Origin of the sequence: Achromobacter sp. RW408, assembly GCF_003184165.1 — a bacterium.
GTDB classification, from domain to species: domain Bacteria; phylum Pseudomonadota; class Gammaproteobacteria; order Burkholderiales; family Burkholderiaceae_B; genus Achromobacter; species Achromobacter xylosoxidans.
On sequence record NZ_QHHO01000049.1, the window covers coordinates 757,085 to 780,494 of the forward strand.

At 68.8% G+C, this 23,410-nt stretch carries 26 protein-coding genes; 15 read left to right on the forward strand and 11 right to left on the reverse strand.

Annotated features, from left to right (window positions below; all coding sequences use genetic code 11):
• Positions 1 to 41 precede the first annotated feature (41 nt).
• Positions 42 to 803, forward strand: a complete 762-nt coding sequence (locus DK459_RS22940) for a phosphatase PAP2 family protein (protein ID WP_024070178.1) — start codon at positions 42 to 44, stop codon at positions 801 to 803.
• A 78-nt stretch (positions 804 to 881) separates the two neighbouring features.
• On the opposite strand, the gene DK459_RS22945 is transcribed toward DK459_RS22940, so the two are convergent.
• The 7 genes from DK459_RS22945 to yajC form a co-directional block, all read right to left on the reverse strand.
• Entirely contained in the window at positions 882 to 1,595 is a 714-nt protein-coding gene (locus DK459_RS22945) for an alanyl-tRNA editing protein (protein WP_024070177.1), read from the reverse strand.
• 28 nt (positions 1,596 to 1,623) lie between these two features.
• Positions 1,624 to 2,301 (reverse strand): VOC family protein, encoded by a 678-nt coding sequence (locus DK459_RS22950; protein WP_024070176.1) that lies wholly within the window; start codon positions 2,299 to 2,301, stop codon positions 1,624 to 1,626.
• 90 nt (positions 2,302 to 2,391) lie between these two features.
• Entirely contained in the window at positions 2,392 to 2,703 is a 312-nt protein-coding gene (locus DK459_RS22955) for a helix-turn-helix domain-containing protein (RefSeq protein WP_006386651.1), read from the reverse strand.
• On the reverse strand, positions 2,700 to 3,068 hold the full coding sequence (locus tag DK459_RS22960) for a type II toxin-antitoxin system RelE/ParE family toxin (protein WP_006386650.1): 369 nt from the start codon (positions 3,066 to 3,068) through the stop codon (positions 2,700 to 2,702). The genes DK459_RS22955 and DK459_RS22960 overlap by 4 nt, the downstream gene beginning before the upstream one ends.
• 169 nt (positions 3,069 to 3,237) lie before the next feature.
• Complete coding sequence (gene secF, locus DK459_RS22965; RefSeq protein WP_006386649.1) at positions 3,238 to 4,173, reverse strand: protein translocase subunit SecF; 936 nt, start codon at positions 4,171 to 4,173, stop codon at positions 3,238 to 3,240.
• A gap of 51 nt (positions 4,174 to 4,224) precedes the next feature.
• Positions 4,225 to 6,105: a protein translocase subunit SecD gene (secD, locus tag DK459_RS22970; protein WP_006386648.1), complete on the reverse strand. Its 1,881-nt coding sequence runs from the start codon at positions 6,103 to 6,105 to the stop codon at positions 4,225 to 4,227.
• Between the two features lie 115 nt (positions 6,106 to 6,220).
• Entirely contained in the window at positions 6,221 to 6,565 is a 345-nt protein-coding gene (gene yajC, locus DK459_RS22975; protein ID WP_006386647.1) for a preprotein translocase subunit YajC, read from the reverse strand.
• Positions 6,566 to 6,936: 371 nt separating this feature from the next.
• Here yajC and DK459_RS22980 point away from each other — a divergent pair, with 371 nt between their 5' ends.
• Entirely contained in the window at positions 6,937 to 7,233 is a 297-nt protein-coding gene (locus DK459_RS22980) for a type II toxin-antitoxin system RelB/DinJ family antitoxin (RefSeq protein ID WP_020926666.1), read from the forward strand.
• Positions 7,220 to 7,501, forward strand: a complete 282-nt coding sequence (locus DK459_RS22985) for a type II toxin-antitoxin system RelE/ParE family toxin (protein ID WP_020926667.1) — start codon at positions 7,220 to 7,222, stop codon at positions 7,499 to 7,501. The genes DK459_RS22980 and DK459_RS22985 overlap by 14 nt, the downstream gene beginning before the upstream one ends.
• A gap of 49 nt (positions 7,502 to 7,550) precedes the next feature.
• On the opposite strand, the gene tgt is transcribed toward DK459_RS22985, so the two are convergent.
• The 3 genes from tgt to DK459_RS23000 all read right to left on the reverse strand — a co-directional run bounded on the left by tgt (position 7,551) and on the right by DK459_RS23000 (position 10,808).
• The gene (tgt, locus tag DK459_RS22990) at positions 7,551 to 8,687 is read right to left on the reverse strand and encodes a tRNA guanosine(34) transglycosylase Tgt (protein WP_024070175.1); all 1,137 of its coding nucleotides are present in this window, start codon (positions 8,685 to 8,687) and stop codon (positions 7,551 to 7,553) included.
• Positions 8,684 to 9,739: a tRNA preQ1(34) S-adenosylmethionine ribosyltransferase-isomerase QueA gene (queA, locus tag DK459_RS22995; protein WP_054442897.1), complete on the reverse strand. Its 1,056-nt coding sequence runs from the start codon at positions 9,737 to 9,739 to the stop codon at positions 8,684 to 8,686. The genes tgt and queA overlap by 4 nt, the downstream gene beginning before the upstream one ends.
• A gap of 235 nt (positions 9,740 to 9,974) precedes the next feature.
• A complete protein-coding gene (locus tag DK459_RS23000; RefSeq protein WP_024070173.1) occupies positions 9,975 to 10,808 on the reverse strand; it encodes an IclR family transcriptional regulator in 834 nt (277 codons plus the stop codon).
• Positions 10,809 to 10,929: 121 nt separating this feature from the next.
• On the opposite strand from DK459_RS23000, the gene DK459_RS23005 reads away from it, so the two are divergent.
• The 5 genes from DK459_RS23005 to upp all read left to right on the forward strand — a co-directional run bounded on the left by DK459_RS23005 (position 10,930) and on the right by upp (position 16,011).
• Complete coding sequence (locus DK459_RS23005; protein ID WP_024070172.1) at positions 10,930 to 11,943, forward strand: LLM class flavin-dependent oxidoreductase; 1,014 nt, start codon at positions 10,930 to 10,932, stop codon at positions 11,941 to 11,943.
• 22 nt (positions 11,944 to 11,965) lie between these two features.
• Entirely contained in the window at positions 11,966 to 12,469 is a 504-nt protein-coding gene (locus DK459_RS23010) for a flavin reductase family protein (protein WP_006386642.1), read from the forward strand.
• A gap of 66 nt (positions 12,470 to 12,535) precedes the next feature.
• A complete protein-coding gene (locus DK459_RS23015; RefSeq protein WP_024070171.1) occupies positions 12,536 to 13,690 on the forward strand; it encodes an ABC transporter substrate-binding protein in 1,155 nt (384 codons plus the stop codon).
• A 111-nt stretch (positions 13,691 to 13,801) separates the two neighbouring features.
• Complete coding sequence (gene dacB / locus DK459_RS23020) at positions 13,802 to 15,250, forward strand: D-alanyl-D-alanine carboxypeptidase/D-alanyl-D-alanine-endopeptidase (RefSeq protein ID WP_035182572.1); 1,449 nt, start codon at positions 13,802 to 13,804, stop codon at positions 15,248 to 15,250.
• A gap of 122 nt (positions 15,251 to 15,372) precedes the next feature.
• Positions 15,373 to 16,011 carry a uracil phosphoribosyltransferase gene (gene upp / locus DK459_RS23025; protein ID WP_006386639.1) on the forward strand — a complete coding sequence of 213 codons (639 nt, stop codon included), beginning with the start codon at positions 15,373 to 15,375 and terminating at the stop codon, positions 16,009 to 16,011.
• Positions 16,012 to 16,060: 49 nt separating this feature from the next.
• Here the strand turns inward: upp and cysG are convergent, their stop codons facing one another.
• The gene (cysG, locus tag DK459_RS23030) at positions 16,061 to 17,476 is read right to left on the reverse strand and encodes a siroheme synthase CysG (RefSeq protein WP_110135090.1); all 1,416 of its coding nucleotides are present in this window, start codon (positions 17,474 to 17,476) and stop codon (positions 16,061 to 16,063) included.
• 606 nt (positions 17,477 to 18,082) lie between these two features.
• On the opposite strand from cysG, the gene DK459_RS23035 reads away from it, so the two are divergent.
• The 7 genes from DK459_RS23035 (at position 18,083) to DK459_RS23065 (ending at position 23,355) form a co-directional block, all read left to right on the forward strand.
• Entirely contained in the window at positions 18,083 to 19,381 is a 1,299-nt protein-coding gene (locus DK459_RS23035; protein WP_024070168.1) for a CmpA/NrtA family ABC transporter substrate-binding protein, read from the forward strand.
• 28 nt (positions 19,382 to 19,409) lie between these two features.
• Positions 19,410 to 20,285: a nitrate ABC transporter permease gene (gene ntrB / locus DK459_RS23040; protein ID WP_054449042.1), complete on the forward strand. Its 876-nt coding sequence runs from the start codon at positions 19,410 to 19,412 to the stop codon at positions 20,283 to 20,285.
• A 4-nt stretch (positions 20,286 to 20,289) separates the two neighbouring features.
• Positions 20,290 to 21,159, forward strand: a complete 870-nt coding sequence (locus DK459_RS23045) for an ABC transporter ATP-binding protein (protein ID WP_006386635.1) — start codon at positions 20,290 to 20,292, stop codon at positions 21,157 to 21,159.
• Positions 21,160 to 21,387: 228 nt separating this feature from the next.
• Positions 21,388 to 22,113, forward strand: a complete 726-nt coding sequence (locus DK459_RS23050) for a hypothetical protein (protein WP_026384962.1) — start codon at positions 21,388 to 21,390, stop codon at positions 22,111 to 22,113.
• An 82-nt stretch (positions 22,114 to 22,195) separates the two neighbouring features.
• Positions 22,196 to 22,513, forward strand: a complete 318-nt coding sequence (locus tag DK459_RS23055) for a YqjD family protein (RefSeq protein ID WP_006386633.1) — start codon at positions 22,196 to 22,198, stop codon at positions 22,511 to 22,513.
• A 68-nt stretch (positions 22,514 to 22,581) separates the two neighbouring features.
• On the forward strand, positions 22,582 to 22,992 hold the full coding sequence (locus DK459_RS23060; protein WP_006386632.1) for a phage holin family protein: 411 nt from the start codon (positions 22,582 to 22,584) through the stop codon (positions 22,990 to 22,992).
• A 3-nt stretch (positions 22,993 to 22,995) separates the two neighbouring features.
• Complete coding sequence (locus DK459_RS23065; protein WP_006386631.1) at positions 22,996 to 23,355, forward strand: hypothetical protein; 360 nt, start codon at positions 22,996 to 22,998, stop codon at positions 23,353 to 23,355.
• Positions 23,356 to 23,410: the final 55 nt, after the last annotated feature.

The window sequence follows — 23,410 nt, forward strand, 5'->3', positions numbered from 1 at the left end:
ATTCCCTTTCCGAGAACAATTATCTTTACGCGACCGGTCCGATGACGACGAATCCCTCCCTTCCGCCGGCCGCCACGCTCGCGCCCGGCGCCGCGACCGCCACGACGGACGAGTTCCGCAATCCGCTGTCGACCTCCGCCTGGCTGCTGGCCGGTCTCGGGGGGGCGCTGGTGGCCGCGGTCTGCGCCCTGTGGGTCGACCTGCCGCTGGCGATCTGGATCCGGCAATCGGTCAGCGACGGGGTCAACACCTCGTTCGAGTGGATCGGTGAAATGGGCGAAAGCGGCCGCTACATCGGCGTGGCGCTGGCGTTCTACATCGTCGGCCTGGTCGGCCTGGCGCGCGGCTGGCGCAATCCGGTGCGCATGAGCTACGCCAGCATGGCGCGCGGCAGCCTGCTGATGCTGTCGACCATGGCGGTCGGCGGGCTGGTGGTGCTGGTGCTCAAGCGCTCCGTGGCGCGGGCCCGTCCCGAGCTGTTCTTCGAGAAGGGCATCTACGGGCTGGGCGAGTCGTTCTCGCGCGCCAACCAGTTCAATTCCTTTCCGTCCAGCCACACCTATGCCGCCTTCGCCGTGGCGGTGGTGCTGGGCATCCTGGCGCCGCGCTGGCGCTGGGCCTTCCTGTCGCTGGCCGCGCTGGTGGCGACCAGCCGCCTGGTCAACCTGGACCACTACCTGTCCGACGTGTTGACCGCCGCCGCGATCGCCATCGCCGTGGGTCACCTGCTGGCGCCCCGGGTGCTCTGTAGCAAGTACCAGTGGCCGCTGCGCGCGCCGTGGCGCTGGTGGAAGAAGGGCTGAGCGCGCCGCGAGGCGCCGCCGACGGACTTCAATGAAAATGGCCGCCATGCAGGCGGCCATTTTCATTGGCGGCAAGGTTCAGGCGAACGCCACCACCACGCGGCGGTTGGTGCGGCTTTTCTTTTCGATCTTGGTGACGGTCACCGCGCCGATTTCGCCCGTGTTGGCCACGTGCGTGCCGCCACAGGGCTGGCGATCCACGCCTGGAATCTCGATGATGCGGATGCGTTCCGTGCCGGCCGGAGGCGCCGCGCCGATGGTGCGCACCAGGTCCGGCTGGGCCGCCAGCTCCTCGGGCGTGATGGCGTTGACCGTGACGTCGGTGGCGGCCGTGATCAGCGCGTTCAGGCGCTCGGTCAGGTCGGCCTTGTCCAGCGTCGACTCGGGCAGGTCGAAGTCGATGCGCGCCGAGTCGGGCGAGATGCTGCACCCCGTGACCGGCGCGGGCACCAGCGCGCCGAGCAGGTGCAGGCAGGTGTGCAGCCGCATCAGCCGGTGGCGCCGGGGCCAGTCGATGGCCACGGTGACGCGTTCGCCCACTGGTGGCGGCGCCACGCCTTCGGCCAGCACGTGCACGATGCGGCGACGCTCGTCGGCGTAGACCGTGTCGGTCAGCGCCAGCACCCGGCCGTCGGCCAGGGTCAGCGTGCCGCTGTCGCCCGCCTGGCCGCCGCTGCGGGCGTAGCAGACGGTCTGGTCCAGTTCGACGCCGTCGGCGCCGACGGCGATGACGATGGCCTCGCACTGCCGTTCATAGGGCGCGTCGTCGAAGCGCTTGCGGGTCACGCTCATGGGGAAGTCTCCGTGTCCATTGTCCGTATCAGGCCAGGGTCTTGATGCCCTGCGGGGTTTCGATGGTGGCGCGCAGGCACGGCGCGCCGTCGGCCTGTTCGACCGTGATGAGATGCTCGGCGCCCAGCCAGGCCAGCCCCTGGCGCAGCAGCGCCGCGCGCGGGTGGGTGCCGGCCAGCGCCACCAGGGTCAGCGGCTGGCGCGGCAGGCTGACGCCGGGATAGGCGTCCACATCCCACTGGATCAGCGTCGGCAGCAGGCCGTCGCCGGCCGTTGCGCCCGCTTCGCGCCAGGCCGGCAGGCTGCCGTCGTCGGGCACGGTAAGGCGCCAGCGCAGGTCGCCGCGGGTCATGGGGATGGCGGGCGCGATGCGATCGGGGTGCCGCGCCTGCCATGCGCTCAGGTCAGCGGGCGCCTCGACTCGCGCCGCCCAATGCGCCAGGAACGGCCCTTCGGCCAGGCGCGCCCGCATGGCCGGCTGGTCCAGCCCGAACCAGCGCGGCCGCTGCGGCGCGGGCGCGTCCGGGTCGATGGCGATCACTTCCAGGTACACGCCGCCCGCCATGCCCAGCACGCGGTTGTGGGTGCCCATGCGGGGATGCGCGCCGCCACCCGTCGGCGCGATGCCCAGCAGGTCGGCCACGTGGCGAGTGCCGCTGTCCAGGTCGGCGGCAGCGACGACGAGATGATCGAGAGCGAGTTTCATGAGGCCTATGGTAGCGAATACGGCGGCAGCCGTACCCGTACACCCAGTGGGCGGAGCGTCTGTACAGTGCGGGGCTGCCTCCCGCTCGTGCTAGGCCGCGACGCTGATCCCGGCAGTGTCGGATTGCCTTGCCTTGCGTACCCGTATCTCCACGTGCTGGTCCAGCGCGACCAGGGCGCGCAGCAGCCGCTCCAGCGAGATGTTCTGCAATTGGTAGCGGCGGATCTGGGAGACCTTGGGCTGGGTCATGCCGGTCAGGGCGGCAACCTGGGCCTGGGTGAGCTGGCGCTGGTCGATCAGATCGTTGAGCTTGATGGCGAGCTGCGCCTGGGTGGTCAGATCGGCGGCGTCGTCAAAGCCGAGGTCATGCAGAACATTCAGGGTGCCGGTAGTACGCGTCATGGTTGTCTCTTGTGGGGCCCATAGCGGGCCTGAACCTGTTTGAGCCGCCGGGTGATCAGGGCAATGTCGGGCCGCGGCGTGGAAACGCCCGATTTGGACTTCTTCTGGAATGCATGCAGTACATGCACGCCGTTGCCGATGCGTATCAGGTAGACGGCGCGGAACGTATCGCCCCGATGATCGTCGACCAGTTCAAACACGCCCGGCCCCAGTCCGTGCCATGGTTTGGACGCGGCCGGTCGCCGGCCCGACTGCACGATGAACAGACTCATCCCCAAGTGTTTCTGAACGGCCAGCGGGAAGGTCTGGAAGTCTTTTTTCGAGGAACCTTCCCAATACAGGGGACGAGGGAGTTCGATAAACATGAATATACCTGTTCGGATATAACTGTCAACCTCCGTGGCGACGGCTTTGGCAAAGGTATCCGCATGTAGGACGGGCGGCTATTCGTAGTGACCGAGGGCCCTGCGCCAGGCTCGTCCGCCCATAAAAAAACCCGCCACAGCGGGCGGGTCTTGCGGGGCGGGAAGCAACTCAGGCGACTTCGCCTTCCTCGCCTTCCTTCTTGACCGGCTTGACCAGGTCTTCGCGCTTGACGCCCATCCACATGGCCAGCGCGGCGGCGACGAACACCGACGAGTAGATGCCGAACCAGATGCCGATGGTCAGGGCCATGGCGAAGTAGTGCAGGGTGGGGCCGCCGAAGAACAGCATCGCCAGCACCATCATCTGGGTCGAGCCGTGGGTGATGATGGTGCGCGAGATGGTCTGCGTGATGGCGCTGTTGATGACTTCCTGCACGTCCGCCTTGCGGTACTTGCGGAAGTTCTCGCGGATCCGGTCCATGATGACCACGGATTCGTTCACCGAGTAGCCCAGCACCGCCAGCACGCCCGCCAGCACCGACAGCGAGAATTCCCACTGGAAGAAGGCGAAGAAGCCCAGGATGATGACCACGTCGTGCAGGTTGGCGATCACGCCGGCCACGGCGAACTTCCATTCGAAGCGGAAGCCCAGGTAGACCATGATGCCGATGACCACCACCAGCAGCGCCATCAGGCCGTTGTGCAGCAGTTCCTGGCCCACCTGCGGACCGACGAACTCGACGCGGCGCAGTTCCACGCCCTGGTCGGCGGCCTTGAGCGCGGCCATGACGGTTTCGCTCTGGGTGGCGGAAGTTTGGCCTTCCTGCAGGGGCAGGCGGATCATGACGTCGTGCGAGGTGCCGAAGTTCTGCACCTGGAAGTCGGTGTAGCCCAGCTTCGAGACCACGCCGCGCACGTTTTCAAGCTGCGCCGTCTGGGCGTAGTTGACTTCCATGACCGTGCCGCCGGTGAATTCGATCGACAGGTGAAAGCCGCGCGTGAGGATGAAGAAGACCGCCGCCACGAAGGTGACGAGGCTGATGATGTTCAGCACCAGCGCGTGGCGCATGAACGGGATGGTGCGGTGAATCCGGAAAAATTCCATGTTTTGCCCTGGCTATTCGGTGGCGGGCGGCATGGCCGCCCGCAAGCATGTTCAGTTGGTCTTCGGCTTCCAGACTTCGCCGATGGAGATCGACGTGAGCTTCTTCTTGCGGCCGTACCAGAGGTTGGCCAGCGCGCGCACGCCCACGACGGACGAGAACATCGAGGTCAGGATGCCCAGGCAATGGACCACCGCGAAACCGCGGATCGGGCCGGAACCGAATGCCAGCAGGGCCAGGCCGACAATCAGCGTAGTGAGGTTGGAGTCGAGAATCGTGCCCCAGGCGCGCTCGAAGCCATGGTGGATGGCCTGTTGCGGCGACGCCCCGTTGCGCAGTTCTTCGCGTATCCGCTCGTTGATCAGCACGTTCGAGTCGATCGCCATGCCCAGTGTCAGCGCGATGGCCGCGATGCCCGGCAGCGTCAGCGTGGCCTGCAGCATCGACAGCAGGGCCAGCAACAGCAGCACGTTCAGGGTCAGGCCGACGGTCGAGAACACGCCGAACAGGTGGTAGTAGATGATGATGAAGACGGCGATGGCCAGGAAGCCGTACAGCGTCGAATGGAAGCCCTTCGAGATGTTGTCGGCGCCCAGGCTCGGGCCGATGGTGCGTTCCTCGATGATCGACATCGGCGCGGCCAGCGCGCCGGCGCGCAGCAGCAGGGCGGTGTCGGCGGCTTCCTCGGAGCTCATGCTGCCCGAGATCTGCACCTGGCCGCCGGCGATTTCGCTGCGGATGACCGGGGCCGTGACCACTTCGCCCTTGCCGTTCTCGAACAGCAGGATGGCCATGCGCTTGCCGATGTTGTCGCGGGTGACGTCGCGGAAGATGCGCGCGCCCTTGGAGTCCAGCGTCAGGTGGACGGCGGCCTGCTGGGTCTGCGAATCGCGGCCGGGCTGGGCGTCCTGCAGGTTCTCACCGGTCAGGACCACCTGGCGGCGCACCAGGATCGGGCGACCGTCGCGGTCGGAGTAGCGCTCCAGGCCGAACGGCACCGAGCCGCCCAGCAGCGCGGCCTGCGCGGCGGGCGAATCGTCGACCATGCGGATTTCGAGGGTGGCGGTGCGGCCCAGCAGTTCCTTGGCCTTGGCCACGTCCTGCACGCCGGGCAGCTGCACCACGATGCGGTCCGAACCCTGCTGCTGGATGACCGGCTCGGCCACGCCCAGTTCGTTGATCCGGTTGTGCAGCGTGTTGATGTTCTGCTTGAGCGCCGAGTCCTGCACGCGGGTGACCGCGGCCGGGTTCAGCGCGCCCAGCAGCAGCAGCTTGCCGTTTTCTTCGCTTTCGGTGAATTCCAGGTCGGGCAGGCGGCTGCGCAGCGTCGAGATGGCGCGGTCGCGGTCCTGCGCGTTGGCGAAGCTGGCGGCCACGCTCATGCCCGAGCGCTCGACGCCGGCCACGTTGACCTTCTGGTCGCGCAGCACCGAGCGCACGTCGGCGGCCAGCGAATCGTAGCGGGCGGTCAGGGCGCCCTGCATGTCCACTTGCAGCAGGAAGTGCACGCCGCCGCGCAGGTCCAGGCCCAGGTACATGGGCTTGGGGGCGAACCAGCCCAGTGCGCGCATCCAGGTGGGCGAGGCCGGCAGCAGGTTCAGCGCCACGGTGTAGTGCGGGTCGCCCTGGACGGTATTGAGGGATTTGTCGATCAGGTCGCGCGCCTGCAGTTGCAGGTCGGTCGAGGTGAAGCGGGCGCGCACGGTGCCGAGCGTGCCGTTCTGTTCGTAGTAGACCCCTTCATTGGGGATCTTGGCGTCGGTCAGGATCTGCTCGACCCGGCTCAGCATGGCCGGATCCACCTTGATGGTGGCCTTGGCGCTGGAAACCTGGACGGCGGGCGACTCGCCGTAGAAATTGGGAAGCGTATACAGCAGGCCGATAAGGACCGCAATCAGGACCGTAATGTACTTCCAGAGGGGATAGCGGTTCATTGCCGGCTACGTCATGTAAGAGTGGAGAAAAGGCCGCCCGGGCGGCTGGCGCGACGGGCGGCGGGGCGGCTGCCGTCGGACCCCGGGGCCCGGCGGCGGAGCTCCTATGGGACGCTTACAGGGCCTTGATGGTTCCCTTGGGCAGAACGGTCGACACCGACGACTTCTGCATGATGATCTCGACCGGCTTGTCGGCCAGTTCCGAGACTTCGACGGTGACGTAGCTGTCGTTCACCTTGGTGACCTTGCCCAGCATGCCGCCGGCGGTGACGACTTCGTCGCCCTTGGCCAGGGCGGCGATCAGGTTGCGGTGTTCCTTCTGGCGCTTCATCTGGGGACGGATCATCAGGAAATAGAGGATCACGAACATCAGGATGATGGGCAGCATGCCCATCAGCGCATTGCCTTCGGGGGCGGCGGCCTGGGCCACGACGAGGCTGGCGGTATCGATAGCGGACATGTAATTCTCCTGCGTTTGGTCTGTTTGGGTTTGTTTATATCGTGCTGTCGACGATCTTGTTCTGCGCCCATCCCCGCGCGAGCCATGGATAGGGCAAGCCGACTATTGTAGCGAGGTTTAGGGGCCCCCACGCCGCGCGCGCGTGGTGCGCTGGCTGCCCCCGAGGGGGCTGCCCCGCCTTGGGGCGGCCCGGCGGCGGGGCGGCCGTTCTGGCGTAGGGGGTCGTCCTGTGCGCAGTGATGAGGGCGGAAACGCGAAACAAAAGTCCTTATTCGGGTTCTCCCGGTATGGGTGGACGCAAAATGCGCGGTTGGTGGCAGGAAAGTATCTCAATTGAGATACACTGGCCCGACACTATTGCAGGAATCGCCATGCCCCAGACCTCGATGCTCCACGTCCGCGTGGACGACAAGCTCAAAGCCGACGCCACCGAAAAGCTGGCCGAATTCGGCCTGACGATTTCCGACGCCGTGCGCATCCTGCTCACGCGGGTGGCCAAGGAGGGCGGCCTGCCCGCCGGGTTGACCACCGATGCCCAGGCGCACGACGCGTGGTTCCGCGCCAAAGTCCAGGAAGCCCTGGCCGATACGGGGCCGGCGGTGCCGCACCAGCAGGTCATGGATGAAGCCCAGGCGCTGATCGACAGGAAGCGCCGTGCCCGCAGTTGAATGGTCGTCCGCCGCCCGGGCCGACCTGTTGGCCATAGTCGACTACATATCAGATGACAATCCAGACGCTGCCCAGCGTCTGAAAGACGATATTGAAACGAAGGCGGCGCAACTGCCCGCCCGTCCCGCGCTGTACCGCCCCGGAAGGATCGCCGGTACCCGCGAAATGGTCGTTCGCGCGAATTACATCATCGTGTATGCGGCGGATGCGCTGGCCGTGCGGATCCTGCGCATCTTGCATGCCGCGCAGCAATGGCCGCCGCAGTGATTCTCTCGTTGCGCCGCTGAGCGCGAACCGCGAGCGGCACAGCGCCCCGCTACTCCACCCCGCGCGCCCGGTCGGCCGCGAACTGCGCGCGCCAGGCGTCGAAGCGGCCCTCGGCGATGGCCTCGCGCATTTCCTTCATGATGGTCAGGTAGAAATGCAGGTTGTGCAGCGTGTTCAGGCGCGCGCCGGTGATCTCGTTGGCGCGCTGCAGGTGATGCAGGTAGGCGCGCGAGAAGTTGGCGCAGGTGTGGCAGGCGCAGCTCGGGTCCAGCGGGCGGGTGTCGTCGCGGTACTTGGCGTTGCGGATCTTGACGTCGCCGAAGCGGGTGAACAGCCAGCCGTTGCGGGCGTTGCGGGTCGGCATGACGCAGTCGAACATGTCGACGCCGCGGCTCACGCCCTCGACCAGGTCTTCCGGCGTGCCCACGCCCATCAGGTAGCGCGGCGCCTGGGCCGGCAGCTTGGGCGTCACGTGCGCCAGGATGCGCATCATGTCTTCCTTGGGCTCGCCCACCGACAGGCCGCCGATGGCGTAGCCGTGGAAACCGATGTCCTGCAGGCCGGCCAGGGACTCGTCGCGCAGCGATTCGTACATGCCGCCCTGCACGATGCCGAACAGCGCGTTGGGGTTCTGCAGCCGGTCGAATTCCTCGCGCGAGCGGCGCGCCCAGCGCAGCGACATGCGCATCGAGCGGGCCGCTTCCTCGATGGTCGCGGGGCGGCCGTCTATCTCGTAGGGCGTGCACTCGTCGAACACCATGACGATGTCCGAGTTCAGCGAGCGCTGGATGCGCATCGATTCCTCGGGCGTCAGGAACAGGCGGGCGCCGTCGATGGGCGAGGCGAACTTCACGCCTTCCTCGGTGATCTTGCGCATGCCCTGCAGGCTGAACACCTGGAAGCCGCCCGAGTCGGTCAGGATCGGCTTGTCCCACTGCATGAAGCCGTGCAGGCCGCCATGCTTTTCCATGATGTCCGTGCCCGGGCGCAGCCACAGGTGGAAGGTGTTGCCCAGCACGATCTGCGCGCCGATGTCCTTCAGTTCGTGCGGCATCATGGCCTTGACGCTGCCATAGGTGCCCACGGGCATGAAGATGGGTGTTTCCACCACGCCATGGTTGAGCGTGATGCGGCCGCGGCGGGCGCCGCCGTCGGTGGCAAGCAGTTCGAAATTCAGTCCGGTCATGGGGCGGGGGATTCGATGAACATGGCGTCGCCGTAGCTGAAGAAGCGGTAGCGCTGGGCCACGGCGTGGGCGTAGGCGCGGCGGATCGGCTCGACGCCGGCCAGCGCCGACACCAGCATCAGCAGGGTCGACTGGGGCAGGTGGAAGTTGGTGACCAGGGCGTCGATGACGCGGTACTGGTAGCCGGGGGTGATGAACAGGCGCGTGTCGCCTTGGGCGGCGGCCAGCGGCAGGCCGGGGGCGGTGCGGCCCTCGGTCTGGGCGGCGGCCGATTCCAGGGCGCGCACGCTGGTGGTGCCGACCGCGATCACGCGGCCGCCGCGGGCGCGCGTTGCGGCGATGGCGTCCACCGTGGCCTGCGGCACGGTGAACCATTCGGCGTGCATGACGTGGTCGGCCAGGTTGTCCACGCGCACCGGCTGGAAGGTGCCGGCGCCCACGTGCAGCGTGACGAAGGCGCGCTCCACGCCCTGCGCCGCCAGGCGGTCCAGGGTGGGCTGGTCGAAGTGCAGGCCGGCGGTCGGCGCCGCCACGGCGCCCGGTTCGCGGGCGTAGACGGTCTGGTAGCGGTCGTCGTCGCCGGCGTCGGCGGCGTGCGTGATGTAGGGCGGCAGCGGCGTCGCGCCGTGCGCGTCCAGCAATTCCAGCACCGGCCCGGGGAAGCGGATGTCGAACAGCTCGCCCTCGCGGCCCAGCACCGTGGCGTCGAAGGCGTCGGCCAGCCGCAGCACCATGCCGGCGCCGGGCGACTTGCTGGCGCGCACGTGCGCCAGCGCGCGGTCGGTGTCGGTGATGCGCTCGACCAGCACCTCGACCTTGCCGCCGGTGATCTTGTGGCCGGCCAGGCGCGCCTTGATGACGCGGGTGTCGTTGAACACCAGCAGGTCGCCGGGGCGCAACAGCCCCTCCAGGTCGGCGAACTGGCGGTCATGCAGCTGGCTGGCGCCGTCCAGGTGCAGCAGGCGGCTGCCCGTGCGCTGGGCGGCGGGTGTCTGCGCGATGAGCTCGGGAGGCAGCTCGTAGTCGAAATCGGAAACGGTAAGGGCTTGCACGCGGGTATCGGTATCAGGGGCGGGCGCGGCCTGGGCCGGCCGCCGGGCCGCCGGATGGGGCGGCGGCAAAAAAGCGAGCCGGACCTGTCGGCACGGCTCTGGGCAACTGTCTATTGTAAAGGGGCTGGCGAAAAGGGCGGGGCGGCCGGCGACGGCGGCGCCCGCGCAAGCGAGGACGGCAGGACGGGAGCGAGCGATTTTCAGGGGAAGGTGCGCCGGGGGCTGGCGCGGCGACTTAGCGCCCGCCGCGCCAGCCGAGCCGGCGCGAGCAGTCGGCCGCGGCCGCCATCAGCGCCCGCAGCGGCGCGCCGTCCGGCGCCAGGTCGAAGCCGCCGTGCAGTCCCAACCCGGTGATGGCGCCGGCCAGCTGGCCTTGCGCGTCCAGCACCGGCAGGGCGGCCGAGTCGATGCCGTGCAGCAGGTGGCCGCTGACGCTGGCGTAGCCGCGCTGGCGCGTGGCCTGCCAGCGCGCCCGCAGCGCGGCGGCGGGGTCGGCAGGATCCAGCGGCAGCCCGCCAGCGGCCGGATCGTCCAGCAGTTGCGCGGTGTCGGCGCCCTGGCGCCGCGCCGCGTCCCATTCGGCCAGTGCGCGCGGCAGCGCCAGCGGCTCCGGCAGCCAGGCCGCGAAGACGCGCCCGGTGGCGCTGTTGAGCAGCGGCAGCACCGAACCCACGCGCACGTTGACCGTGACCGGCAGCCGCGCGTCGCGCCACTGGACGATGGTGGGACCGTGCTGGCCCCAGACCGAGAGGAAGACGGTCTGGCCGATGGCGGCGCTCAGGTCTTCCAGGCAGCCGGCCGCCACTTTGACGAAATCCACCTCGGCCAGCGCCGCCAGCCCGGTGTGCAGCGCCTGCGGCCCGAGCCGGTAGCGGGCGCTGGCCGGATCCTGCTCGACGTAGCCGCGCCGCTCCAGCGACACCAGGTAGCGGTGCGCCTTGGCGCGCGGCATGTCCAGGCTGCGGCCCAGTTCCGACACCGACACGGCGCCGCCCAGCTCGGCCAGCCGGGTCAGGACGTCCAGGGCGATTTCGGCGGACTGGATCCCGGTGCTGCTATCTGTTGACATCAGTTCGTCTCTTATTAGAATACGTGTATCACTAAAAAATACATCAGCGTGCCGTGGCGGACAACCATCCGGGCCGGAAGACCGATTCGGGGGCGCGAGCGGACAAAGACGGAGACAAGCAATGAAGATGTCCATCTTCTCGGTGCAGGACCACTACCCCGACCAGCCCCGCAGCCTGGGCCAGCTCTACAGCCAGGTGCTGGAGCAGGCGCGCCGCGCCGAACAGCTGGGCTACGACACCTTCTGGGTGGCCGAGCACCACTTCCATGAATACGGCGCGGTGCCGAACCCGGCGGTGTTCCTGGCGGCGCTGTCGCAGCAGACGACGCGGCTGCGGCTGGGCACCGCGATCTCCATCCTCACCTTCCACAACCCGCTGACGGTGGCGGAAAACTATGCCCTGGTGGACCAGCTTTCGCAAGGCAGGCTGTCGCTGGGCGTGGGCTCGGGCTACCTGAAGCACGAGTTCGAGGGCTACGCCGTCGATCCGGCCACCAAGCGCGAGCGCTTCGACGAGAACCTGATGCTGGTCGAGCGCCTGCTGGCCGGCGAGCGCGTCAGCCACGAAGGCAAGTTCAACCGCATCCACGAGGTGCGCCTGAACGTGCAGCCGGTGCAGCAGCCGGTGCCCGTCTACGTGGCGATCCTGCGCCGCGAGGCCGCCTACCACGTCGGCCGCCAGGGCCGCCGCATGCTGTTCGTGCCGTACGCGGCGGTGGACAACTTCGAAGAGATCGGCCTGATGATGCAGGACTACCGCCGCGGCCTGGCCGAGGCCGGCATCGAGGATGCCACGGGCATGGCGGCGGTGGCGCTGCACACCCACGTGGCCGAGACCGACGACGAGGCCCGCGAACGCGCCGCCCGCGCCTTCGACCTGTACGTGGACACCCGGCTGTACGCGCGCAAGCAGGTCTACGACGACATCATCGCCAGCGGCCTGTCGCTGTTCGGCTCGCCCCGCACCGTGGCCGACAAGCTGGCGCGGCTGGCCGACATGGGCCTGGACCACGTGATGAGCCTGCACAACTTCGGCCTGATGCCGCAGGACCTCGTGCTGGACTCGATGCAGCGGTTGATGGCCGAGGCCATGCCGCTGTCGGGCGTGCGCCCGGCCAGCACGGTGCCGGCCTGAGCGGCGGCCGCGGGGAAGCCGCATGCCTGCCAGCGACGATCTCAGCCCGCTTCGTCTGCGCCGGGCGCTGGGGCGCTACGCCACCGGCGTCACGGTGGTGACCGCCGCGGGCGCCGACGGGCCGATCGGCCTCACGGTCAACTCCTTCGCGCCCGTCTCGCTGGAGCCGCCGCTGGTGCTGTGGAGCCTGCGCCGCGCCAGCATCCACTACGCCGACTTCACCACCCGGGGCGGCTTCGCCATCCATGTGCTGGGGGCGCCGCAGCGCGACCTGGCGCGGGTGTTCTCGCAACCCGTGGCGGACCGCTATGCCGGGCTGGACTGGTATGCCACCGAGGACGGCATCCCCGTGTTCGACGCCTGCGCCGCCCGCTTCGAGTGCGCCACCCGCCAGGTGCTGGAAGTGGGCGACCACGCCGTGCTGATCGGCGAGGTGCGGCGCCTGCACGCGCCGGACGACCACGGCGGCGCCCTGGTTTTCCATGACGGCGCTTTCCTGTCGCACCGGGGGGATCCCGTCGTATAACGCTTTCTACGCCGTAGCGGATCGGCAAGACGCATAACGATATCCGCGCCCCAAAGGAGATACCGCATGACCCCTCGTAGCACTCTGACGGCCGCGTTGGCGGCCCTGCTGGTCGCGGGCGCCGCGCCCGCGCTGGCGCAGGTGAAGATCGGCGCCACCCTGTCCACCACCGGCCCCCAGGCGTCCCTGGGCATTCCCGAACGCAACACCATCGGCCTGCTGCCCACCGAGATCGGCGGCGTCAAGGTCGAATACGTGGTGCTGGACGACGCCTCCGACACGACCCGCGCGGTCAGCAATTCGCACAAGCTGATCTCCGAGAACAAGGTCGACCTGATCGTCGGCTCGACCACCACCCCCAACACCATGGCCATGCTGGACACGGTGGCCAGCGGCGCAACGCCGGTGATCACGCTGGCCTCGTCGGCGCGCCTGATCGATCCGGTGGACGACAAGCGCCGCTGGGTCTTCAAGACGCCGCATTCCGATTCCCTGATGGCCGAGGGCATCGCCCGCCACGCCGCCGCCAATGGCGTCAAGAAGCTGGCCTTCATCGGCTTCAACAACGCCCTGGGCGAGACTTTCTGGGTGGAAGTGGAAAAGGCCGCCAAGCAGCACGGCATCGAGATCGTCGGCAAGGAAAGCTTCGCGCCCACCGACACCTCGGCGGTGGCGCAGACGCTGAAGCTGGTCGGCGCCGCCCCGGACGCGGTGGTGGTGGGCGCCTCCGGCACGCCGGCGGCGATGCCGGCGCGCTCGCTGCGCGAACGCGGCTTCAAGGGCAAGATCTACTTCAACCACGGCGTGGCCAACAACGACTTCCTGCGCGTCTGCGGCGCGGCCTGCGACGGCGCCTGGGTGCCGGTGGGGCCGGTGATGGTGGCCGACCTGCTGCCGGACACCCATCCGGTCAAGGCCACGGCCCAGGCCTTCGCCAAAAAGTACGAGGCCGCCAACGGCGCGGGCAGCGTGTCGCTGTTCGCCGCCTACACCTGGGACGTCGGCCTGCTGCTGCAGCAGGCCGTGCCGGTGGCGCTGAAAAAGGCCAAGCCCGGCACCGCGGAATTCCGCGCGGCGCTGCGCGACGCCCTGGAGAACGTCAAGAACCTGCCGACCGCCACCGGCGTGGTCAACATGGGCGCCACCGACCACAACGGCCTGGACGAGCGCGCCCTGGTCATGGCGACCGTGGCCGGCGGCAAGTGGAAATTGCAGCAGTAGTGCCACGGCGAAGGCGGCCGGCGCCGGCGTCCGGCCCGTGTCGCCGCCCGTAACCGTCCCAGGTTTTGTATGCTCACGGTTTTGCAGGACGAGCAACCGGGTGGACAGGGCATGACGGGACTAGGGAAAAAGCGTGTGGGCGGGCCGCGGCAATGGCTGGCCGGTGGACTGCTGGCCCTGGCCGCCGGCGCCGCCTGCGCCCAGGTGCCAGGCCTGCCGCCCAGCGTGGTCAACGCCTGGAAGGCCAGCAAGCTGCCGGACAGTTCGCTGTCGCTGGTGGTGCAGGAAGTCGGCGGCCCGCGCCTGGCGGCCCTGAACGCCAAGGAAGCGCGCAATCCGGCCTCGGTGATGAAGCTGGTCACGACCTGGGCGGCGCTGTCCGAACTGGGCCCCAACTACGTCTGGCGCACCGCCTTCATGACCGAGCCGGGCGCCCGGCCCGACGCCAAGGGCGTGCTGCCGGGGCCGCTCTACCTGCGCGCCGGCGGCGATCCGCAATTCCTGATGCAGGACCTGTGGGTGTTGCTGCGTGAACTGCGCCTGCGCGGCGTCAAGCAGATCAACGACCTGGTGATCGACCGCAGCATCTTCGGCCAGGTCGCCACCGACCCCGGCGCCTTCGACGGCGCGCCCGACCGCGCCTACAACGCCAGCCCCGACGCCCTGATGGTGGGCTTTGGCGCCGTGCGCATCCTGTTCACCCCCGATCCCGCCGCCAACAAGTGGGTGCCGCTGATCGACCCGCCGCTGCCCGGTTTGAAGATCGAGGGCCGGGTCGAATGGAGCGATGCCCGTTGCCCGGGCGCGCCGGTGGTCACCACCGATCCGGTCATCACCCAGCAGGGCGTGACCCTGCGCGTGGGCGGCAAGGTGGCCGGCTCCTGCGGTGAATTCGACCTGTACCGGCTGGCGCTGTCGCAGACCGACTACGCCACCGAGCTGTTCCGCCTGCTGTGGAAGGAACTGGGCGGCACCTTCAAGGGCCAGGTGCGCGCCGGCATGGTGCCTGGCGATGCCGTGGTGCTGGCCTCGCACGATTCGCCGACGCTGGCCGAGGTGATCCGCCAGATCAACAAGCGCAGCAACAACGTCATGGCGCGCACGCTGCTGCTGACCCTGGGCGCGGAAAAGGGCCGCCGGCCGGCCACCGTGGCCAGCAGCGGCGCCGTGGCCAAGGACCTGCTGGCGCGGCAAGGCCTGGACATGCCCGAACTGGTGATCGACAACGGCGCGGGCCTGTCGCGCGACGCGCGGGTCTCGGCCGACAGCCTGGCCTCGATGCTGACCCTGGCCTGGAATTCCCCCGTCATGCCGGAGTACATTTCATCCCTCGCGATCGCGGGCGTCGACGGCACGGTGCGGCGCCGCATGAAAGGCGATGGCACCCTGGGCATGGCCCACCTGAAAACCGGCTCGCTGCGCGACGTGCGCTCGATCGCCGGCTACGTGCTGGGCGCCAGCGGCAAGCGCTACGTGGTGGTCAGCATCGTCAACCACGAGCAGGCCGGCGCCGTGCGGGCCTTCGACGACGCCCTGATCGCCTGGCTGGCCGAACAATAAAGGTTGACGCGGCCCCCTGCATCCTCCTGCCAAACCGATTACGATTCTCGGGCGTGCGCCATGTTGTGGCGGCGCCTGAGGCGAACCAACCCTGCTTATCAATATTCTGGAGATTTACGCACATGCCCGTGCACGAAATCCGCCATCCGCTGATCCGCCACAAGCTCGGGATCATGCGCCGCGCCGACCTCAGTACCAAGAGCTTCCGTGAACTGTCGCAGGAAGTGGGCGCGCTGCTCACTTACGAAGCGTCCAAGGACCTGCCGCTGGCGCCCGCCACCGTCGAAGGCTGGTGTGGCGCCGTGCAGGTCGAGAAGATCGCCGGCAAGAAAGTCACCGTGGTGCCCATCCTGCGCGCCGGCATCGGCATGCTGGACGGCGTGCTCAGCCTGATCCCCGGCGCCAAGGTCAGCGTGGTGGGCGTGGCCCGCAACGAAGAGACGCTCGAAGCGCACACCTACCTGGAACGCCTGGTGGGCGAACTGGACCAGCGCCTGGCGCTGATCGTCGATCCGATGCTGGCCACCGGCGGCTCCATGGTCGCCGCCATCGACCTGCTCAAGCGCGCCGGCTGCAAGGAAATCCGCGCGCTGGTGCTGGTGGCCGCGCCGGTCGGCATCGACGCGGTGCTGTCCAAGCACCCGGACGTGCATATCTACACCGCGTCCATCGACGACGGCCTGAACGAGCACGGCTACATCATGCCGGGCCTGGGCGACGCCGGCGACCGCATCTTCGGCACCACCCAGAAGACCGACTGAGTCCTGCCGGGCGGCGTGGCCGGGGCCTTGCGGCAGCCGTCGCCGGCCGCTACGCCGCCAGCCTTTGCGGCGCGCCTTCCAGGTGCTCGCCGAACCAATGCAGTGATTGCGCCAGTCCCGCCACCTCGCCCACGATCAGCAGGGCGGGGGAACGGATGGCGTGCGCCCGCGCCAGTTGCGGCAGGTCGCGCAGCGCGCCCGACAGCACCCGCTGCTCGGGCCGGCTGCCGTTTTCGATCAGCGCGAACGGCGTCTCCGGCGCGCGGCCGTGGCGGATCAAGCGCTGCGTCAGCAATTCCAGCTGGCCCACGCCCATGTAGAACGCCAGCGTCTGCCGCTCGCGCGCCAACGCCGGCCAGTCCAGATTGTCCTCGTCCTCGCGGCAGTGCGCCGTCACCAGGCGCACCGATTGCGCGTGCTCGCGGTGCGTCAGCGGAATGCCGGCATAGGCCGCACAGGCCAGCGCCGCGGTGATGCCGGGCACGACCTCGTAGCGCACGCCATGCGCGCGCAGGTGTTCCAGTTCCTCGCCGCCACGGCCGAAGATGAAGGCGTCGCCGCCCTTCAGGCGCACCACGCGGCGGCCGGCGCGGGCGTGCTCGACCAGCAGGGCGTGGATGCGCGCCTGCGTGGCGTGGTGGTCCTCGCCCGGCAGCTTGCCTACCGCAACGCGCTCGGCGTCGCAGCGCGCCAGCGACATGACCTCGTCGCTGACCAGCCGGTCGTACAGGATCACGTCGGCTTCGTTCAGCGCGCGCAGCGCCTTCAGCGTCAGCAGGCCGGGGTCGCCGGGGCCGGCGCCCACCAGCACCACGCTGCCCTCGGCCGGCCTGAGCGGCTGGGCCAGCGCCGCGTCCAGCGCGGCCGCGGCGGCCTCGGGCCGCTGCTGGCGCAGCAGGCCGGCCACCGGGCCGTCCAGCAGCCAGTCGTAGAAGCGGCGCCGCGCGCCCAGGTCGGGATGGCCGGCGCGGATGCGCGCGCGGTAGCGTTCGGCCAGCGCCGCCAGGCGGCCCAGGCTGTGGTCGAACAGCGATTCGATGCGTTCGCGCAGGCGCCGCGCCAGCACCGGCGCCACCCCTGACGACGAGATGGCGACGATCACGGGCGAACGGTCGACGATGGACGGCACCTGGAACGAGGACAGCTCGGGGTCATCCACCACATTGCTGAAAATGCGGCGGGCCTGGGCGGCGGCGGAGACCGTGGCGTTGACGTCGCGGTCGTCGGTGGCGGCCACCACCAGCCAGGCGCCCTCGAGCCACGCGGGGTCGAAACGGCCGGGCAGGTGGCGGATGCGGCCGTCGGCCAGCAAGGCCTCCAGGGCCGGCGTCAATTCGGGGGCGCCGACGGCGACCGCGGCATGGGCTTCGAGCAGGGCCAGCGTCTTGCGCTCGGCCACCGCGCCACCGCCCACGACCAGCACGGGCCGGTCTTTCAGATCGGCAAAAATCGGGAAAAGCTTCATCACGCAGCCTCGGGCGCACCCGGCAGAAGGTCAAACGATCATAGGGACCGGGTTTCATCCCCACAACTTCTGATTTCTTGAATCCATATAGCCATAACTTATTTGGCGCGGCGCGCATGCGCGTTGCGCCGCCTCAAGCCATGCAAGTTCCATGCCCGCGGCGGTGGGCGGCGCGACGCAACGCCGGTGTCCGCGGGCGCGCTGCCCGGAAATGCGGAAAAAGGCGGCGGCCGGCAGGGCGCGGGGCAGCCGGGCCATCGAACACAGGAACTGCCGTGGCGCGCACATCGATGGTGCGCCGCCGCATTCGTTTACGCACCAAGTTGGATCGCGGGTCCCGCCGTCGCCATCGGGCCTGGCCCGCGACCTGCGCCCGCGCCACTGCCGTGGACGCCCGCAAAGCCAGTGGGCACGCGGGCGCAGGGCCGCCGCGCCGGCTATGCGAGGCGCCTTGGCACGCGGATTGCTTAACGGTTCATGGGCGGGCCGCGAGCGGCTCGACCACGCCAAGCGCCGCGACAGCGGCAGGGAACAACGACGTTCCGCGGCGCCAGCGGGTTGTTCCCGCGCGGCGCGCGGGACGTTTTTTTTTGCCAGGAGCCCCGTATGACGCCAGTGAAACCCCGCCTTCCCGCCGCCGCCGCGGACCCGGATTCGACCACCGACGCCAGCCGCCGCAAGTGGCTGGCCGGCACCGCGCGCGCCGTGGCGGGCGCCGGCCTGCTGTCGCTGGTCGACCCGCTGGTGCGCGCCGGCGCCTGGGCCGCCGGCAGCGACGCGCCCGAACAGGCCGAGGTGAAGATCGGCTTCATTCCGCTGACCGACTGCGCCTCGGTCGTCATGGCCTCGGTGCTGGGCATCGACAAGAAATATGGCGTGACCATCACGCCGTCCAAGGAAGCCTCGTGGGCGGCCGTGCGCGACAAGCTGCTGAACGGCGAACTGGCGATGGCGCACGTGCTCTATGGCCTGATCTACGGCGTGCAGATGGGCATCGGCGGGCCCAGGAAGGACATGGCCGTACTGATGAACCTGAACCAGAATGGTCAGGCCATCACCCTGTCGAGCAAGCTGTCGCAGGCCGGCGCCCGCGACGGTGAATCGCTCGCCAGGCTGATGGCGTCCGAGAAGCGCGAATACACCTTCGCCCAGACCTTTCCCACCGGCACCCACGCCATGTGGCTGTACTACTGGCTGGCCGCCTATGGCATCCACCCGATGAAGGACGCCAAGGTCATCACCGTGCCGCCGCCGCAGATGGTGGCCAACATGCGCGTGGGCAACATGGACGGTTTCTGCGTTGGCGAACCATGGGGCGCGCGCGCCATCCTCGACAAGATCGGCTTCACCGCGGTGACGACCCAGGCGATCTGGACCGACCATCCCGAGAAAGTGCTGGGCACCAGCGCAGACTTCGTGGCGCGCAACCCCAACACCGCGCGCGCCGTCACCGCCGCGATCCTGGAAGCCGGCAAGTGGATCGACGCCTCGCCCGAGAACCGCCGCAAGACGGCCGAGACCATCGCCGCCAAGTCATACGTCAACACCGACGCCAGCGGCATCGTCGACCGCATGCTGGGCCAGTACGACGACGGCCTGGGCAAGCGCTGGAGCGACGCGCATCCGATGCGCTTTTCGGGCGACGGCGCGGCCAACTTCCCCTACCTGAGCGATGGCATGTGGTTCCTGACCCAGCACAAGCGCTGGGGCCTGCTCAAGGAACATCCCGACTATCTGGCCACCGCGCGCCAGGTCAACCGCATCGACGTCTACAGACAGGCCGCGCAGGCCGCCGGCATCGCCGTGCCCGCCGGCGAGATGCGCAGTTCCAAGCTGATCGACGGCGTGGTCTGGGACGGCAGCAATCCGGCGGCCTATGCCGACGCTTTCAAGGTCAAGGCCTGAGCGCCGCCACGCAGAGGAGAGACTCGCCATGTCTACCGTAACGAGTATGGAACGGGCCGCCGCCGCGCCGGCGCCGCAGCCTGCCGCGCCCGCCACGCCCCCCCCGCAATGGGCCGATGCCTGGCGCGAACGGCTGGAAGCGGCGCTGCGCGCCGTGGTCGGCCCGGTGGCCGGTTTCGCGCTGTTCGTGCTGGTCTGGCAGGTGGTCGCCATGCGCATCCCGGAGATCCCCACGCCGGGCGTGACCTGGCAGGCGGCGGTGGCATTGTTCTCGGATCCGTTCTACGACAACGGTCCCAACGACAAGGGCATCGGCTGGAACCTGCTGGCCTCGCTGCAGCGGGTCGGCATCGGCTTCGGCCTGGCCGCGCTGGTGGGCATCCCGGTGGGCTTTGCCATTGGCCGCTACGCGCCGGTGCGGGCGATGTTCTCGCCCATTGTCAGCCTGTTGCGGCCGGTGTCGCCGCTGGCGTGGCTGCCGCTCGGCCTGCTGCTGTTCAAGGCCGCCAACCCGGCCGCGATCTGGGCGATCTTCATCTGTTCGATCTGGCCCATGATCATCAACACGGCGGTCGGCGTGTCGCGCGTGCCGCAGGACTACCTGAACGTGGCGCGCGTGCTCAACCTGTCGGAATGGAAGGTCACCACCAACGTGCTGCTGCCGGCCGTGCTGCCTTACATGCTGACCGGCGTGCGGCTGTCCATCGGCACCGCCTGGCTGGTGATCGTCGCGGCCGAGATGCTGACCGGCGGCACCGGCATCGGCTTCTGGCTGTGGGACGAGTGGAACAACCTGAAGGTCGAGCACATCGTCATCGCCATTTTCGTGATCGGCATCGTCGGGTTGATCCTGGAAACGCTGCTGGTCGCGCTGGCCCGCCGCTTCACCTACACCGAGGAGTAGCGCCATGAAGAAATTCGTACGCATCGAGCGCGTGGGCCAGACCTTCGCCACCCGCAAGGGCGCCTTCGTCGCGCTGCGCGACATCGACCTGACGGTGGAGCAGGGCGAGTTCATCACCCTCATCGGCCATTCCGGTTGCGGCAAGTCCACCTTGCTGAACCTGATCGCCGGCCTGACCCGTCCGACCAGCGGCGTGCTGCTGTGCGCCGAGCGCGAAATCACCGGCCCCGGCCCGGACCGCGCCGTGGTGTTCCAGAACCATTCGCTGCTGCCCTGGCTGACCTGCTTCCAGAACGTGCACCTGGCGGTGGAACGGGTCTTCGGCGCCTCGGAAAAGCGCGCCCAGCTGGCCGAGCGCACCCGCGCCGCGCTGGACCTGGTGGGCCTGCTGCCGGCGCAGAACAAGCTGCCGCGCGAGATCTCGGGCGGCATGAAGCAGCGCGTCGGCATCGCCCGCGCGCTCGCCATCGAGCCGGGCGTGCTGCTGATGGACGAGCCGTTCGGCGCGCTCGACGCGCTGACCCGCGCGCACCTGCAGGACGAACTGCTCAAGATCGTCGCCAAGACCCGCACCACCACCATCATGGTGACCCACGACGTGGACGAGGCGGTGCTGCTGTCCGACCGCATCGTCATGCTGACCAACGGGCCGGCCGCGACCATCGGCGAAATCCTGCCGGTGCCGCTGCCGCGCCCGCGCGACCGGGTGCGCCTGGCCAACGATCCTGTCTATCTGTCGTGCCGCGCGGCGGTGGTCGATTTCCTGCACCGGCGCCATGGCAACCCGGAACGCGCCCAGGCTGCCGTGGCGCTGGCCGCCGTGCCCGATGGGGATATCGACGCCGAGGCCACCGGCTCGCGGGCCGTGGCCTAGCGAGGGGATCGATGGGCAAGGGCGCCGCGCCTACGCCGGCGGGTCGCCCGGTCGCCCGATCGTGGCGAGCCGTTGCGGTCCATTGGGGCGGTCGGGGGGCGTCGCGGCGCGTCGTCCGGCTGACACGTTCCGTCATGCGCCGGTTTCGCCAACCGGTGTAGTATCAAGCCAGCCGCGCGCGGACCGGCGCGCGGTGCGTTTCCTGGATTTCTGGAGTGGCTTGTGGCGTTGCGAAAATTGGCATCCCTGGTATTTGTGGCCGGCGCGCTGGGCGCGGCCGGCGCGGCGCAGGCCGGCGTCTGCGATGCGCAGTTCATGCATGACGGCGGCGCGGTGCAACTGACCGGCTCCGGCAATATCGCGCTGGGCGCCGACCTGACCTTCGCCGAGGTTACAAAAAGCAATGGCGACAACTGCCGCGCCCGCGTGCAGGGCGTGGCGCGCTTCAGCTACGCGGGCCTGCCGCCTGGCAAGTCCAAGCTCGATTACCTGATGACCGTCAAGGGCGGCCAGGCCACCTTCCTGAAGTACGCCAGCGCGGGCGAAGCGCCCAAGCCGTCCGAAGGCCAGTTCGACCTGCGCATGCTGGGCCTGTTCGCCTACGACGGCAAGCTGAGCGCCGGCCAGAAGCTGCCGGGCAATTCGTTCCGTCTGAAAATCGGCAAGGAAGCGCCGGTCGGCGGCCAGCCCAGCACCACGGTCCGCATCGGCGACAAGACGGTCGGCCGCGCCGCGGCGATCAACACGGCGTTGGGGCAGCAGTCGTGCCACCCCATCACCTACACCCGCAATTCCGATCCCACCATGGCCACGTTCCAGGGGCTGACGATTCCCATCCCCGGCATGAACACCACGGTCACCGACTGGTACTGCCCGGCGGTCAACCTGGTCATGAAGCAGGATATCGACCAGGGCGGCGTCAAGTCCGCCGTTGAGATTACGCAAATCAAGTAGCACACGGTAGCAAGCCGGCCGGGCCCATCGCGGAGCGGCTGGTATGATGGTTTCGTCATAGACACAAACAGGAGCTCAAAACATGGCCACGAGAAAATCCGAAGACGTCGCAAAAGAAAAACTCATCGACAGTGTCAAGACCAGCCTGAACGACGCCGAAAGCCTGCTGCGCGAAGCCGCCAGCAGCACCGGCGACAAGGCCGCTGAATTGCGCGAACGCGCCCTGACCTCGCTCAAGCGCACCCGCGAAGCCCTGTACGAAGCGCAGGACGCGGTGCTCGAACGCGGTCGCAAGGCGGCGCGCGCCACCGACGACTACGTGCACGACAATCCCTGGCAAGCCATCGGCATCGCGGGCGTGACCGGCCTGCTGCTCGGCTTGCTGATCAGCCGCCGCTGACAAGGCAGGACCTCCGGGCGGGCGGCGCCGGCCTTTGGCCGGCTCGCCCGCCCGGTGTCCTTTTGGCCATGGGTCTACGCAAATCTGTGTTTGGCGTGGCGTCCAGCCTGGTCGGGCTGATGCGCACGCGCCTGGAACTGCTGGCGCTGGAGGCGGCGGGCGAGAAGGCGCGCCTGCTCAAGCTGCTGGGCATGGCGTTCGCCGCCTTGCTGTTCCTCACGCTGGCGGTGCTGGTGTTCACCATCACGATCGCGGTGGCGTTCTGGCCCACCGAAGACCGCTACCTGGCCCTGGGCCTGCTGGCGGCCTTGTACCTGGTGGTCGGCGTGGTGCTGCTGCTGGTGGTGCGCCACGGCCTGGTCTACGGCCCGCCGCCGTTCTCGGCCACGCTGGAAGAACTGGGCCGCGACGCCGAATTGCTCGAACGCGTGCGCGACGCGCAGGACGATGACCGCGCGCAGCGGCGCCAGGAGGACTGAATCATGACGAAAAGGTCTCCCGCCGTCGACCGCGCCGTGCGCATCGAACTGTTGCGCGCCCGCGCCGCCATCGAGCGCGAATCGCTGGCGCAGGGCATCGTGTCCGCCGGACGCAGGCTCGAACCGGCCGCGCTGTTCAAGAGCTTGCTGCCCGGGCTGGCCTCGGGCGGGGCATCGCGCTGGGCCATGCAGGCCATCGGCCTGGCGCGGCGCTATCCGCTCATCAGCTCGTCGCTGTCGGCCATGTTCATGCGCGGCGGCGGCAAGTCCAAGCTGCTCAAGCTGGCCGGCGGCGCGCTGGTGGGCTGGCAGGTGTTCAAGCTCTGGCGCGATTCGCGCGACGAACGCAACGACGCGCGCTGATTCTGGTCTCTGCGTCCCCCAAAAGAAAACCCGCCGGATACGGCGGGTTTTCTTT